The 14,730-nt window shown below is 69.7% G+C and carries 14 protein-coding genes; 5 read left to right on the plus strand and 9 right to left on the minus strand.

The genetic code is table 11. The annotated features are described in order from the left end of the window. Window positions 1-7: 7 nt before the first annotated feature. A complete protein-coding gene (locus RM1_RS23735) occupies window positions 8-793 on the minus strand; it encodes a 2-keto-4-pentenoate hydratase (RefSeq protein WP_072754103.1) in 786 nt (261 codons plus the stop codon). A 23-nt stretch (window positions 794-816) separates the two neighbouring features. After that, window positions 817-2,412 (minus strand): FAD-binding protein, encoded by a 1,596-nt coding sequence (locus RM1_RS23740; protein ID WP_072754090.1) that lies wholly within the window; start codon window positions 2,410-2,412, stop codon window positions 817-819. Between the two features lie 126 nt (window positions 2,413-2,538). On the opposite strand from RM1_RS23740, the gene kstD reads away from it, so the two are divergent. From kstD to RM1_RS23755, 3 genes are all read left to right on the plus strand, one after another. Continuing rightward, window positions 2,539-4,275 (plus strand): 3-oxosteroid 1-dehydrogenase, encoded by a 1,737-nt coding sequence (kstD, locus tag RM1_RS23745; RefSeq protein ID WP_245816583.1) that lies wholly within the window; start codon window positions 2,539-2,541, stop codon window positions 4,273-4,275. Window positions 4,276-4,287: 12 nt separating this feature from the next. Further along, complete coding sequence (gene chsH3 / locus RM1_RS23750; RefSeq protein WP_027502865.1) at window positions 4,288-5,148, plus strand: enoyl-CoA hydratase ChsH3; 861 nt, start codon at window positions 4,288-4,290, stop codon at window positions 5,146-5,148. 107 nt (window positions 5,149-5,255) lie between these two features. Further along, window positions 5,256-7,034 (plus strand): cholesterol oxidase substrate-binding domain-containing protein, encoded by a 1,779-nt coding sequence (locus RM1_RS23755; protein ID WP_072754092.1) that lies wholly within the window; start codon window positions 5,256-5,258, stop codon window positions 7,032-7,034. Between the two features lie 12 nt (window positions 7,035-7,046). Here RM1_RS23755 and RM1_RS23760 read toward each other — a convergent pair whose 3' ends face one another. The 6 genes from RM1_RS23760 to RM1_RS23785 form a co-directional block, all read right to left on the minus strand. After that, the gene (locus RM1_RS23760; RefSeq protein ID WP_072754093.1) at window positions 7,047-7,538 is read right to left on the minus strand and encodes a hypothetical protein; all 492 of its coding nucleotides are present in this window, start codon (window positions 7,536-7,538) and stop codon (window positions 7,047-7,049) included. Continuing rightward, window positions 7,535-8,776 carry a DUF58 domain-containing protein gene (locus RM1_RS23765; protein ID WP_072754094.1) on the minus strand — a complete coding sequence of 414 codons (1,242 nt, stop codon included), beginning with the start codon at window positions 8,774-8,776 and terminating at the stop codon, window positions 7,535-7,537. Before RM1_RS23765 ends, RM1_RS23760 begins: the two co-directional genes overlap by 4 nt. Further along, a complete protein-coding gene (locus RM1_RS23770; protein WP_072754095.1) occupies window positions 8,773-9,732 on the minus strand; it encodes an AAA family ATPase in 960 nt (319 codons plus the stop codon). Before RM1_RS23770 ends, RM1_RS23765 begins: the two co-directional genes overlap by 4 nt. Next, window positions 9,729-10,214 (minus strand): hypothetical protein, encoded by a 486-nt coding sequence (locus RM1_RS23775; RefSeq protein ID WP_072754096.1) that lies wholly within the window; start codon window positions 10,212-10,214, stop codon window positions 9,729-9,731. Before RM1_RS23775 ends, RM1_RS23770 begins: the two co-directional genes overlap by 4 nt. Beyond that, a complete protein-coding gene (locus RM1_RS23780) occupies window positions 10,196-11,119 on the minus strand; it encodes a DUF4129 domain-containing protein (protein ID WP_143069518.1) in 924 nt (307 codons plus the stop codon). The genes RM1_RS23775 and RM1_RS23780 overlap by 19 nt, the downstream gene beginning before the upstream one ends. Window positions 11,120-11,182: 63 nt before the next feature. Next, window positions 11,183-11,926 carry an SCO6745 family protein gene (locus RM1_RS23785; protein ID WP_072754104.1) on the minus strand — a complete coding sequence of 248 codons (744 nt, stop codon included), beginning with the start codon at window positions 11,924-11,926 and terminating at the stop codon, window positions 11,183-11,185. Between the two features lie 216 nt (window positions 11,927-12,142). Between RM1_RS23785 and RM1_RS23790 the strand changes: the two genes are divergently transcribed. After that, window positions 12,143-13,069 carry a bile acid:sodium symporter family protein gene (locus tag RM1_RS23790; RefSeq protein WP_072754098.1) on the plus strand — a complete coding sequence of 309 codons (927 nt, stop codon included), beginning with the start codon at window positions 12,143-12,145 and terminating at the stop codon, window positions 13,067-13,069. A gap of 1 nt (window position 13,070) precedes the next feature. On the opposite strand, the gene zapE is transcribed toward RM1_RS23790, so the two are convergent. Then, a complete protein-coding gene (zapE, locus tag RM1_RS23795; protein ID WP_072754099.1) occupies window positions 13,071-14,027 on the minus strand; it encodes a cell division protein ZapE in 957 nt (318 codons plus the stop codon). Between the two features lie 55 nt (window positions 14,028-14,082). Between zapE and RM1_RS23800 the strand changes: the two genes are divergently transcribed. After that, window positions 14,083-14,700, plus strand: a complete 618-nt coding sequence (locus tag RM1_RS23800; RefSeq protein ID WP_072754100.1) for a TetR/AcrR family transcriptional regulator — start codon at window positions 14,083-14,085, stop codon at window positions 14,698-14,700. The last annotated feature ends 30 nt before the right edge of the window (window positions 14,701-14,730 follow it).

Below are 14,730 nucleotides of genomic sequence, written 5' to 3' on the forward strand. Positions count from 1 at the left end.
ATGTCTCCTACTTGAACTGTAGAGAAACGGAACCGAGCCCGCTGAACTCGGCGTGAAACCTGTCTCCTGCGCTGACGTCGATTGCCCGGGTGCACGAACCCGGGAGCACGATGTCGCCCGCCTTCACTTGCACCCCGAAGCCCTCGACCTCCTGAGCGAGCCAGGCCACGCCCGCCGCCGGGTTACCGAGGACGGCATCGCTGCGTCCCTCCGCGACCACCTCGTCGTTGCGCAGGAGGGTGGCCTCGATGGCGGTGAGGTCGATGTCGCCGGGCCGGACACGCTGGGCGCCGATCGCGTGGCCCGCATACGAGGCGTTGTCCGCGATGGTGTCGCAGATGCCGATCTTCCATTCCTTGATCCGGGTGTCGATCAACTCGATGGACGGCACCACGAACTCGGTCGCGGCGATCACGTCATCGACGGTGCACCCCGCTCCTGGCAGATCCGATCCGAGGATGAAGGCGACCTCGACCTCCACACGCGGCAACAGGAAGCGCGAGGTGTCCACCGGCTCACCCTCGCGCAGTTCCCTGTCGTCGAACAGGTGGCCGTAGTCGGGCTCGTCGACGCCCATCATCTCCCGCATCGCCGCTGCGGTCAGACCGACCTTGTGCCCGACCACGCGGGCACCCTCCGCCACCCGACGGCGGATGTTGATCAGCTGGATCTCGTAGGCGTCGACGACGTCCAGGTCCGGGTACTGCGCCGACAACGGATCGATCGCTACTCGCCCCTTTTCCGCAGTATCGAGACGATCCGCTAGCTGGGTGCGCATCTCGGACGAGAGCATCATCGATTCCTTTCGTCAGTACCTCAGGCGGAGCCACCTTGTGCAGCATGCGCGCCGGCCCGGCGGCCGGAGTAGATGCAATCGGCGAGCGAGAGCCCGCTGACGTACGAGTTCGAGCAGATCCCCACCGCGGTGCGGCCCGCCGCGTAGAGGCCCGGGATGGCCGCGCCCGCAGTAGAGGTGACCTCACCGGTCTCCTCGTCCACGACAAGGCCACCGAGGGTAAGCATCGGCAGCGGGTTTGTCAGGCTTTTCTTCAGGGACACGTCGAACAGCGAGAACGGCCCCGTCCGCACCGGCCGCACGAAGTCCGCGGGCTTGCCCATCGGGTCCGCCTGGCCCGCCGCGATCGCGTCGTTGTGCGCCGCGACCGTCGCCTCCAGCCCGGCCGCGTCGATCCCGACCTTGGCAGCCACCTCCGCGAGGGTGTTCCCCGTGACACCCTCACCGCGGAGCAGGGTCTCGGCCTGGATGCGCTGGAACCACATGGTCTGGGTGCCGAGCTGTGAGCGCGCCTCCCGCACGAGATCGGCGTCGGCCAGTAGCCAGCCCTGCCCGGAGTTCTCGGCGATCATCGCGTACCCAAGCGCGGCCCCGTATCGGGACTCGTCGACCATCCGGTTGCCCTTCTCGTTCACGAGCACCGAGCTGAGGAAGGCACTGGGCGGGACGATGAAACGCCAGGCCGAGATATTGGAGAGCTTGTCGGTCGCGGCGCCGACGGCGGTACCCATCTGGATTCCGCTGCCGTCGTCGCCCGCCGTGCCGAGCGCCAGCCCACCTCTGTACTGCGGCGCGTGTTCGGCGACGAGTTCACGATTCGCGATGAACCCACCCGCGCTGAGCACCACGCCGGAGCGGGCCTGGACACGGATCGGCTTGGCGTACCGCGCCTCCATCTTCTCGATCTGCTTCTGCAGGATCTTGCGCATCGGCGGGTAGTAGATACCCGGCTTGGCGGAGAGGGAGGTCAGCGCCGCATACCGCGCGCGCACCTGCTTGGGTGCGCTGCGGAGGCTCAGGCACTGGACGCCGACCACGGTCCCAGTGTCGTCCATGATCAGCTCGGTCGCACGGGATTGCTGTTCTAACCGGACGCCGTTCGCCAACGCGGAGGCGATCAGGGGCCCGTAGAGCATCTTTCCCGAGGTTCCCTTGCCCTTGGCCCGGTGGCCGCGCGGCGCCGGCTTCGCGATGTCACGGAAGCCGCCCGCCGCCTCGCTACCCGAGTAGTACAGGTAGTGACGGTTGCTCGGGTACGAGGTCTTGTACGGGCACAGCGAGGCCTCGAACGGCACCCCGTGCCCGGACAGCCAGTCGATCATCGCCGGACTCTCGTCGCAGAACTTGCGCAGCGTCTCCTGGCTGACGGCGTCCCCGACCTCGCGACTGAGATAGGCGAACATCGCGTCCGAGCTGTCGGCGACCCCGGCCTGCTTCTGCACCCACGTCCCACCGCCGGCATAGACGATGCCGCCCGAGATGGTGCTCGCCCCGCCTCCGCTGTAGCGGTCGAGCGCGATCACGTCCGCACCCGCCGAATTCGCCTCGAGGGCAGCGGAGACACCCGCCACGCCGACCCCGATCACCACTACATCCGCGGAAAGGTCCCAGGACACCGCGCACCGCCTTCCGCCACCCTGCAACGTGTTTTCGTTTGGTTCCGGTTGTCAAGCCCCAATTCGGCAATACTTCCTGGCAGAAAGCATGGACTGAGACCCACCTCATTCTATAACGTGTTCTACATGAGCAAGCAGGAATACGACATCGTCGTTGTCGGTAGCGGCGCGGCGGGCATGACCGCGGCCCTGACCGCCGCCCACCAGGGTTTGAGCGTCGTCATCGTCGAGAAGGCCGCCCATTACGGCGGCTCCACCGCCAGGTCCGGTGGCGGCGTCTGGATCCCCAACAACGAGGTGCTCGAGGCCGACGGTGTCACCGACACCCGCGAGGCGGCCCGCGAGTACCTGCACAGCATCATCGGCGATGTCGTTGCGCCCGAGCGCATCAACACCTACCTCGACCGTGGGCCGGAAATGCTCTCGTTCGTCATGAAGAACAGCGCGCTGAAGCTGCAGTGGGTGCCCGGCTACTCGGACTACTACCCGGAGGCCCCCGGCGGACGCCTCGGCGGACGCTCGGTGGAGCCGTCGCCCTTCGACGGCAACCAGCTCGGCGACGACCGCAAGAACCTGGAGCCGGACTACGTCAAGGCCCCCAAGAACTTCGTCATCACGCAGGCCGACTACAAGTGGCTGAACCTGCTGATGCGCAACCGCCGCGGACCCCTGCGCGCGATGAAGGTCGGCATTCGCTTCCTGGCCGCCAAGGCCACCGGCAAGGACCTGCTGGTCCGCGGGCAGGCCCTGGTCGCAGGCATGCGCATCGGCCTGCGCGACGCGGGCGTGCCGATCCTGCTGAACACGCCGCTGACCGAGCTGTACACGGAGGACGGCGGCGTCCGCGGCGTGAAGGTGCTCGTCGACGGTGAGGAGCAGGTCATCCGCGCCAAGCACGGCGTCGTGCTGGGCTCGGGCGGCTTCGAGCACAACGAGGAGATGCGCAAGCAGTACCAGCGCGCCCCGATCACCACCGAGTGGACGGTCGGCGCCAAGGCCAACACCGGCGACGGCATCCTGGCCGGCCAGAAGGTCGGCGCCGCAGTGGACTTCATGGACGACGCCTGGTGGGGCCCGTCCATCCCGCTGACCGGCGGCCCGTGGTTCGCCCTCTCCGAGCGGACCCTGCCCGGCTCGATGATGGTCAACACCCGCGGCAAGCGGTTCGGCAACGAGGCCGCTCCGTACGTCGAGGCCACCCACATGATGTACGGCGGCAAGTACGGCCAGGGCGAGGGCCCGGGCGAGAACATCCCGACCTGGATGATCCTGGACCAGCGCTACCGCAACCGGTACACCTTCGCCGGTATCACCCCGCGCTCGCCGTTCCCCGGCCGCTGGCTCAAGGCCGGAATCGTGGTGAAGGCGGGCACCATCGCCGAACTCGCTGAGAAGACCGGCCTGCCCGTCGACGCGCTGACCGAGACCGTCGAGCGGTTCAACGGCTTCGCGCGCAACGGCAAGGACGAGGACTTCGGTCGTGGTGACAGTGGATACGACGCCTACTACGGCGATCCCCGCCTGAAGAACCCGAGCCTGGCGGAGATCAGCAAGGCCCCCTTCTACGCGATCAAGATGGTGCCCGGCGACCTCGGCACCAAGGGCGGCATCCAGACCGATGTCGACGGCCGCGCGCTGCGCGAGGACGGCACCGTCATCGAGGGTCTGTACGCGGCAGGCAACGTCAGCGCGCCGGTGATGGGTCACACCTACGCAGGCCCCGGCGCGACCATCGGACCTGCGATGACCTTCGCGTACCTCGCGGTCCTGGACATCGCCGCGAAGGCGAAGTCGGGCGCGAGCGCCGAGTCGGCTTCCGACGCGAATGCCGAGTCCGCCACCGCCCCCGCCACTTCGAACTGACAGGGAGTCACGTTGCCCATCGACCCCAGCATCGCGATCGGCGCCGAGCTGCCCACCCAGGAGTTCTCCTGGACCAGCTCGGACGTGCAGCTGTACCACCTCGGCATCGGAGCAGGCGCGCGTCCGCTCGACGCCAAGGAGCTGCGTTACCTCGAGGACGGCAAGCCGCAGGTGCTGCCGACCTTCGCCACCGTGGTGGCCAACATCCATGCCACCGAGGCGCCGAAGGTGTCCTTCCCCGGTGTGGAGATCGACCTCGCCAAGGTGGTGCACGGCAGCCAGGAAGTGACCGTGCACCAGCCGATTCCGTCCGAGGGAAGTGCACGCACCACCACCCGGATCTCCGAGGTGTGGGACAAGGGCAAGGCCGCGGTCATCGTCCAGGAGTCCACCACCACCGACCTGGACGGGAACCCGCTGTGGACCGCACGGTCGTCGATCTTCGCGCGCGGAGAGGGCGGCTTCGGCGGCGAGCGCGGCCCGTCGGAGTCCGCCCCGCTGCCCGACCGGTCCCCCGACTTCGAGGTCGAGGCGCCGATCCTGCCGCAGCAGGCATTGCTGTACCGGATGTGCGGCGACCGGAACCCGCTGCACTCAGATCCTCAATTCGCCAGCGCGGCAGGCTTTCCTGCGCCTATCCTGCATGGGTTGTGCACGTACGGAATGGTCTGCAAGGCCGCTGTCGATGCCGCGCTGGACGCTGACACATCGAAGGTCAAGGGCTACAAGGCCCGCTTCGCCGGGGTGGTCTACCCGGGCGAGACCCTCAAGATCCGAATCTGGAAAGAAACCGGCCAGTTGCTCATCTCGGCAAGCGTTCTCGAGCGCAGCGACTCGCCGGCACTGGCAGACGTGGTCCTCACGCTCGCCTGATCCAGCAAGCACGACAGATCGGTCGGCCGTTCCCAGCACGGCCGACCGGTCTACCCAGCACTGACGAACACAACTCCCCCTCTCTCACACACGACTGGAGTAAACGCATGCCGGATTCGAACGATAAGCGTCTCGGCTTATCCAGGCGGGGATTCCTCGCTGCAGGGGCGGGGGCCCTGGCAGCGACGGCGGCGGGCGCATGGACGCCCGTCTACGCCATCCCGCTCGGCTCGTCGGGCTCGGCAGGCGGCTCGGGTTCTCTTGGCGGCGGGACTACGCTCCCCGCACCGCCGAGCTTCCCGGACGGCATCGAACTCGCGCAGCAGGCGTACCAGAACTGGTCCAAGGAGATCATGCTGGACTCCGTCTGGACCTGTCACCCCAAGTCCGCCGACGACGTTGTTCGGCTGGCTAACTGGGCGCACGCCAACGGGTACAAGCTGCGTCCGCGTGGCGCCATGCACGGCTGGACCCCGCTGACCGTCGTCAACGGCGCGCCCGTCGACAAGGTCATCCTGGTCGACACGATCAAGCACCTCAACGGCGTTTCGGTCAACGCGGGTGGCTCCCCGGCGACCGTCACCGCGGGCCCGGGCGCCACCCTGGACGCGATCACCACCGCGCTGCAGGCACAGGGCCTCGGCTTCGCCAACCTCCCCGCTCCCGGCGTGCTGACCATCGCGGGCTCGCTCGCCGTTGATGCGCACGGCGCGGCCCTGCCCGCGAACGGACAGGCCACCACTCCGGGCCACACCTACGGCTCGCTGAGCAACCTGGTGACCTCGCTGACCGCGGTGGTCTGGGACGGCTCCGCGTACGCGCAGAAGACCTACTCCCGCAACGATCCTCAGATCAAGCCCCTGCTCACCAACCTCGGTCGCACCTTCCTCACGTCGGTGACGCTGCAGGCGGGCCAGAACTTCCGGATGCGGTGCCAGAGCTACACCGACATCAAGTGGACCGAGATGTTCGGGGCCAAGGGCGCCTCGGGCCGCACCTTCGAGAGCTATGTGGCCTCCAACGGCGGCGTCGAGGCCATCTGGTACCCCTTCACCGAGAAGCCGTGGCTCAAGGTGTGGTCGGTCGCGCCGAACAAGCCCGCCGGGTCCCGCGAGGTCACCGGCCCGTACAACTACCCGTTCTCGGACAACCTGCCCGAGGTGATCACCGATCTTCTCGGCCAGATGAATGCGGGAGCCCCCGGCATCGCACCGCTGTTCGGCCAGACGATGTACTCGACCACGGTCGCCGGGCTCGCCGCGACCAACGCCAACGACATCTGGGGCTGGTCGAAGGACATCCAGTTCTACATCAAGGCCACCACGCTGCGCCTGACCGAGGGCGGCGGCGCCGTCATCACCAACCGCGCCAACATCGGCCAGGTCATCCACGACTTCACCCACTGGTTCAACGAGCGCATCGAGTTCTACAAGGCCAAGGGCCAGTACCCGCTCAACGGTCCCGTCGAGATCCGCTGCTGCGGCCTCGACCAGGCCGCGGACGTCAAGGTCCCGTCGGCAGGCGCTCCGACCATCTCCGCGATGCGTCCGCGCCCGGATCATCCCGAGTGGGACACCGCCATCTGGCTGAACGTGCTCGGCGTCCCGGGTACCCCCGGCATGTTCGAGTTCTACCGCGAGATGGAGCAGTGGATGCGCTCGCACTACACGGGCAACGACTACACCTTCCGCCCCGAGTGGTCGAAGGGCTGGGCGTTCGGCGCGAACCCGTACACCGACGGCGGAATCATCAGCGGCGCCCTGCCGCAGAGCTACCGCGACGGCGTGCCCGCGAGCGACAACTGGGACACCGCACGGGCGGCGTTCAACACGCTCGACCCGCACCGGATCTACAGCAACTCCTTCATGGATCAGCTGCTGCCGTAACCGCTCGACCCGTCACGGGGCCGCACTCGCCGATGGTGAGTGCGGCCCCTTGCCGTTTCTCGACCTCGTGTAGGGCGCGAGCACCACCGCGTACACCGCCAGGCACGCGATCGGCGCGACCAGTGGCAGCCAGGCGATCTCGAAGGGCAACAGGAACACCGACACCGCCGCGACCGCGGTCGCGGCCGCCACCGCCAGCACCAGCCCCGCTTCGGTGACCACAATCCCCGGCATGTGCGCGGAATGGGCGGCCAGCACGAACACCGTCGCCCCGACTCCGGCGACTCCCGCCTGCACCGGCGTCGGCTCGCCAAGCGCCAACGCGAGCAGCGCGCCCTGCACCGCACAGACCACCGCCACCCGGCTCCACCTCGCGGCGAACACCCCCGCCGCGGAGAGCACCGCCGCGATCAGTGCCTGCGCCTGCGCATGGGGAACGACCGCGGCACTCATCGACCACCCGGCGCCGAGGGCCATCGCGCTCGATCCGGTGAGCCCGGTCATCGGGGCACCACCGCCCGCCTGCCTCGGCGGCCGACCCCGGCCAGCACGCGTTCGAGGGACGAATCCCCCTGCCAGCCGACGACATCGATCCCGAGGACGCCGAGATCCCGATACATGTTCCTGCGTTCGAGCCGCCACATCCTCGCGACGGTCGGATCGAGCTCGTCCTCGAACGGTGGACCGGCGAGCACGTCCACCACGGCCACGGTGCGGCCCCGTTTGCGGAGGTCGATGAGGGCCAGCGCGAAGTCCGTGTCCAGCAGCGTGGTGAAGGCGATCACCGCGGCGCCGGGCGGCACGGCGGGTCGCGGCACCAGCGTGCCCTCGAGCGGCAAAGTGCGCTCGCCAGCGCCGAGCACGGCCTCGACGACCCGGTAGAACTGCCGCCGACCGAGATCCGGTGCGAGCCAGCGCGATCGGGCACCGAGCACGACGAGCGCGGTGCGGTCACCACGCCCGAGCGCCGCCTGGGCGACCTGGCAGCCGCCGCGCACCGACCGATCCAGGCTCTCGCTCGCGGGCCCCGGCGCCTGCGGGTGTGCGTCGATCAGCACCACGACATCCGCCGCTCGGTCCGTCCGGCGTTCGGTGACGTGAAGGGCGCGGCGGCGCGCGCTCACCGGCCAGTTCACCGCGCGCAGTTGGTCGCCGGGGACGTAGGCGCGAATGTCCGCGTACTCCACCCCTGGCCCGTGTCGTTCGGTGGGATGCGCCCCGAACCTGTCCGGCAGATCCGTCGGCGGGATCCCCGGCCGGTTCGGATCCACCAGCGGGAACACATCGACCGTGGCCACCTCGGCCACCGCCACGCCCGCCAACAACCCACCCGCCGCGGCCACGTCGACGGCCACCCGCGGCCGATAGCGCCCCCACCGCCCGGCGATGATCCGCACGCCCGTACGCCGGTCGTCCGAGCTCGCCGCCTCCTGCTCGATCTCCAGCCCCTCCTGCGGAAGCGCCCGGACACCGCAGGCCGAGCGCAGACCGGCCGCGTCCACCGCGACCACCAGCCGCACCGACTCTGCCTCGAACATCCGGACCGTCGTCGGGTCGCCGCGCACGGTCACCCGATCGGCGGGGCGGGGCAACAGCGCCCGCGCCGCGAGCGCGCCGAGCATCGGGGCGGCGAAGGCCAGCAACTCCGGCCTGCCACCGACGAGCGCGACGACCAGTGCGGTGGCCGAGCACGTGGCAAGTGCCGCCGCCGCGGGCGAGGCCCGCCACTCGATGGCGCTCACGTGCTCGCCCTCGGCACCGGCAGCCGGCGCAGGATGTCGGCGACCACCTCCTCGGGGTGGATCCGGCGCACCCACATCTCCGGTCGCAGCGAGATCCGGTGCGCCACCGCGGGCGCGGCCAGCGCCTTGATGTCCTCGGGGATGACGTAGTCCCGACCGCCCAGGAGCGCCCGCGCCCTGGCGAGCTGGACGAGGTCGAGCTCCGCCCGCGGGCTCGCGCCGACCTCCACCTGGGGATGCGAGCGGGTCGCGGCCGCCAGCGACACCACGTACCGGAGCACGTCCGGGTGCACCGAGACCTGTTCGACGCTGCCGCGCATGGCGTTCAATTCGTCCGCCGTCACGATCGCCCGGACGTCCACCGAGGCCGCGCCGCGGTCCAGGCGGCGCTGCAGCATCTCCTGCTCGTCCGCGGTGCCGAGGTATCCGAGTCGCAGCCGCAGCATGAACCTGTCGAGCTGCGCCTCCGGGAGCGGATAGGTGCCCTCGTACTCGATCGGGTTGTCGGTGGCGAGCACGATGAACGGGTCCGGCAGCCGGCGGGTGACCCCGTCGATGCTGACCTGCCCCTCTGCCATCGACTCCAACAGCGCCGCTTGGGTTTTCGGCGGCGTACGGTTGATCTCGTCGGCGAGGAGGACGTTGGTGAAGACCGGCCCGGCACGGAACTCGAATCGTCCCGACTGCATGTCGTAGACGGTCGAGCCGAGCAGGTCGGCGGGCAGCAGGTCAGGAGTGAACTGGACGCGGGTGAACTCCAGCCCGAGGGCCGCCGCGAAGGACCGCGCGATCAGCGTCTTGCCCAGCCCCGGCAGGTCCTCGATCAGCACGTGCCCACCGGCGAGGACCACCAGCAGCACTGTCGTGATCGCGTCCCGCTTGCCGACCACGGCCCGTTCGATCTCGGCGAGCACCGCCCCGGCTCGGGCCGTCGTGGCCCGCGTCGCGGCGGTCACAGCTGCTCCAGGCGGGTCAGGATGCGCTCGAGTGCCCCGCGCCCGGGGCCGGGCCCCTCCGGATCACCCGTGCGCGCCCCCGCCGGGTCCACCCACCGCCACAGGTCGGCACCGAACATCGCGGCCCCTGCCGCCTCGATCTCGGCGGGGCCCCGGGGAGCGTGCGGTCCGCTCACGTGCACGAACTCGCGGGCGAGCAGCGGCCGCAGGTGCCGATCCCAGTCTGCGCACGAACCGTCCGCCCAGCTGACCAGCGTCTCCGTGCGAAGCCGCCAGCGCCGCAGCATCTCCTGCTGGGAGTTCGACGGCGCGACGACCTCGCCTGCCGCCGGTGCCACGTCGACGGCTCGGCGCATCGCGAAGATCACGACGGCGGCCGACGCTCCGATCGCGATCAGCGCGGCTGCGGGCGCGCCAGCCCGCAGCGCCATCGCCTCCAGCGCCGCGACGAAGAGGATCCCGATCACGGCGATGCGGCGCATCGCATCTCCTCCAACTCGGCCAGGACGGAGCGCAACAACTCCGCCGCCGTGCCCCGGTGTCGCTCGGTCATCTCGTGCCCGCTGAACCTGGCCTCCTCGAAGAGCCCCACCAGCGCCGTGGCGCTCTCCCTGTGCAGCGCGCCGTGGCGTACCGCACGCACCAGCACCTCGGATGGGGTGTCGGATGCGAGTGGCGCGGCGTCGGGCGCCGCACCGAGAGCGCGTTCCATCGCCAGATAGCAGGCGATGATGGCCGCTCGGGGGTCCGCCCCGGTGTTCGCGACCTCGGCGAGGCCCAGTTCCGCTGCCCGCCTCAAGGATTCGGCGGCCGCTCGCCGGGCAGCGGGGACCGTGTCCTCCTCGCCGGAGTCGGCCGGCTCTGGCACCAGCAGCCGCGCGCGGGCGACGGCCCCGGCCAACAGCAGCGCGGTCAACAGCGGCAACACCAGCAGGATGTCCGGCCAGATCTCACTGCCGCGCGGAGCAGGGAGCTGTCCGACCGCGGGCAGGTTCGGATCGGTCGCGCCGCCATTCGGATCGGAGGGGGCCGCCCGGTCCCTGCTCGGCGCGAGGGCGAGCGCGGCGACCACGACCAGTCCCGCAAACCCGAACCACGCCACCCCCTGCCACCACCGGCCGGGCGACGCACGGTGGCCGATCCACGTCGGCGCCGGTCGCGCCGGCCTTCGCGACGGGCCCAGCACCAGCACCGCCACCAGCGCGATCGCGGCCACGAGGACCGAGAGGGCCGCGATGACGAGCATCGCGACCAGCGCGGCAGTTCCGTCGGTCCTCGGCGGCGCCGCGGGCGGCTCCTCGACCTCGGGCAGGTAGCCGCGGAGCGCAAGGACGCTCACCACGATCAACGCGATAACCGTGGCAGTGCGACCGACCGCCGTGCCCACCACTCCATCGTCGCACGGTGCCCGCACGAGATCGATGGGTTCGCAGGCGGGGCTGCCCCGGGATCAGCGAGGGGGGAAAACTGCCGCGTGGGCGTCCGCGAGCAGGGTGACGAGTTCCTTGCCCTCGGTCTCGTCGAGGACGTCGAATGCCTGGGAGGCGAGCTCGTCGGTGATCTCCTCGGCGCGCGCCCATCGGGCCCGGACATCCTCGCCTGGCGCCGTGTAGGGCGCGGGCCAGCCGTAGAGCGCGGCCTGGTCGGGCCCGCTGGCCAGCGGCGAGCCGGCGATCAGGACGGCGTCCCGCGGGCTGACACCCTGGCTCTTGACGGCGACGAGGTGGACCCCTCCACGCAGCTCCCGCAGGACGTGCGTGAGCTGGAGGACCCGGGCCCGCGGATCCGCGGGCATCGGCACGGCCCGCCAGCCGGCGAACAGCGGCACACCCGCAGGATCGGCGTTCGCCGCGACGGCCTCCATCAGTTCGGCGAGCCGCTCGGCCCCGTCGAACGAGGCGAGCTTGCGGACGCCGAACTGCTGCGCGGCGAGCGCGTAGCCACGGGCGGCCTCGGCGGCCGGCATCGCCACCGACTCCCAGGCGGCCCGGACGCTGTCGGCGGGGAAGAACCCGGCGGCGGCCGTCACGACGTCGGCGTCGACCTCGCCGAGGACGCCACAGCGGCCGCGCATGTACGGGCCGATGAAGCCGTCGACACCGGTGCTGCGGCCGAACTCCTTGGCCTCGCGGGAGAACATGAATCCCCCGCCGATCTGCTGGATCTGGTCCTTGACCTCGTGTGCGACCGTCATCGATTCCACCTCTCGCCGGGTATTCGTCCCAGCGAGGCTATGCCACCCGTCATAGTCAGCGATAGGTCGGTTCGGCGATGCGGCGACTACGGCGCCCTCCGGCACGACGAATATGGGCGATATGCCCAATTCCGGTGCGGACACCCGTATCTTTGCGCCGAGAATCTGTCGGCGACGCCTGCACGTCGCGAGCCTTCCAGGAAACGGGGATCTGCGATGAATTCCGGGCTGTCCACGGTCGCGCTGCCGCTCGCGTTGGCGATCATCATGTTCGGCCTCGGCCTGTCCCTGACCGTCGGAGACTTCGCGCGGGTCGCCCGGCATCCCAAGGCCGTCGCGATCGCGTTGGTCTGCCAGTTGATCCTGCTGCCCGCGATCGCGTTCGGGCTGGTGCTGCTGTTCGACCTGCCGCCGCTCCTTGCAGTGGGCATGATGCTGCTGGCCGCCTCCCCTGGCGGGACAACGGCAAACCTGTTCAGCCATCTGTTCCGCGGCGATGTCGCACTGAATGTCACACTCACGGCTGTGAATTCGGTGATCGCTGTGGTGTCGCTGCCACTGATCACCAACTTCGCCCTCGGTCATTTCGCACCATCGGACGGAACCGGTTCGCTCGGCCTGCAGTTCGCCAAGGTGGTGCAGATCTTCGCGATCGTGCTGATCCCGGTCGCCATCGGCGTCTGGGTACGGCGGGCGTGGCCCGCCTTCGCGGACCGGATGGACCGTCCCGTTCGGATCGGCTCGGCCGTGGTCCTCGCGCTGGTCATCGTCGGCACGGTGATCGCCGAGCGGGAGAACGTCACCGGGTACCTGGCGGACGTCGGCCTGATCACGTTGATCTTCTGCATCCTGAGCCTGAGCATCGGCTACGTCCTACCGCGGAGGCTGGGCATCGCCAGCAGGCAGTCGATCGCCAGCTCGATGGAGATCGGCATCCACAACAGCACGCTCGCGATCACGATCGCGATCAGCTTGCTCAACAGCACCCGAATCGCGGTCCCCGCCGCGGTGTACGGCGTGATCATGTTCCCCGTCGCGACGGCCTTCGGCTGGCTGATCACCCGCGGCCGCGGGGACGAGCAGAGGCCCGCGGCGCCCTCGGGGTCGTCGACCGATCGCGACCTCGACCCCGCCGCGGGCTAGCTCACCCCAGCAGCGCCAATCTGCTGCGGGTGCGTGCCAGGTCAAGCCCGCCTGCGACCGGCTCGGGTCCCGATACCCGCCAATCCGCGCCGACCAGGGTCAGCTCCGAATCCTGGTCGTGGAGGATGTCGACGACATTGCAGAATCGCTGCACCCCATCGGGACTCGCGTCGGCCATCCGGGGCACGCCGCTCAGCACCCAGCGCGGGTAGGCGGACGCAAGGCTCAGGTAGTCCAGCGTCGAGGTCGGCCGCTCGCACAGGTCCGCGAACTCGAACCAGACGAGATCGCCCGCCGCCGAAAGCGCCGTGATGGGCTGAGTGGTCGGGCGGAGCGTCACACGATCGGCTGCCGCGGGCCACTTCAGGCCGGCCGCGTCGGACAGGTACCGCCCCGCACCGAATCGCCTCCCAGCGGTCCCCGACTCCCGGTAGTCGACGGCGCCCGCCACCTCGATGATCTCCATCCGTTCCTTGAGCACCTCGATGGTCGGCACGAACGTCTCGTGGAACAGCGGGTTCGGCATCAACCCGTCCGGTGGATAGTTCGAGGTGACCACCAGCGTCACGCGGCGCTCGCGCAGCACTCCGAGCAGCCTCGTCAACAGCGCGCCGTCGCCGACGTCGTGTACGTGGAACTCGTCGAAGAACAGGATCTTGCAGCGTCCGAGCAGCAGGTCCATCGCGCGTTCGATCCCGTCGGTGTGCACGAGCTCGTGCAGCCGGCGGAAGAACTCGTGGAAGTGCACGCGCCGGGACGGGACGTCGCCGAGGCCCTCGCGGAACACGTCCATCAGCCAGGTCTTACCCCTGCCGACCGGGCCCCACAGGTAGATCCCGCGACCGGTCGCGGGGCCCATCGCGGCCAGGCGCTCGGCGGCCGCCCGCTGCGCGGGGTCGAGCACGAATCCGGCGCCCTGCGCGGCCCGGTCGAACACATCCACTCGGATAGGTTTCATAGCGCGACTCTACAAATGTAGAGTTTCATGGGTCAACGTGATCGGAGCGACATCAATGACGGAAACGACAGACCGGCGCGCGCGCATCGCCGATGCCGCGCTGGACATCATCGCCACGGACGGCATCCGGGCACTCACCCATCGCGGCATCGACCGCCATCTGGGACTGCCCGCCGGATCGACGTCCTACTACTTCAGGACCAAACGCGAGCTGCTGGTCGCGACGGTCGGCCACCTCACCGACCGGTCGCGCCGCGCCTTCGCCGATTCCCAGCAGGAACCGCCGGCGCCGAACACGGGCGCAGGCATCGCCGAGATCGCCAACGGGATCGCCGCCTACGTCGACGGGCTGCTCTCCGAGCGCGCCCGCGACATCCGCGCGCGCTACGCACTCACACTGGAGATGGTGCACGACAAGCAGATCCAGGCCGCGCTTGCCGCGAGCCTGTTCTCCGGTGAGCGTGCGGTCGAGCTCACCCGCACGCTCGGCACCGCCGACCCGGAGCGGGATGCGGCGGACCTGATCGCCCTCCTGGAGGGCCTGGTCTTCGACCGGACCATCGGTGCAAGGGCACTCGAGGGCCAGGAAACCGGCACGGCCGAGAGCATCGCCGCGCTCGCTGCGCCGATCGCAAAGGCGCTGACGCGCCCGTGCGCGGTTGACGAGTCCTAGCACTCGTGTCTGCGTTCAGGACATCGCGAA

The organism is Rhodococcus maanshanensis NBRC 100610 (assembly GCF_001894865.1).
Lineage (GTDB): Bacteria > Actinomycetota > Actinomycetes > Mycobacteriales > Mycobacteriaceae > Rhodococcus_G > Rhodococcus_G maanshanensis.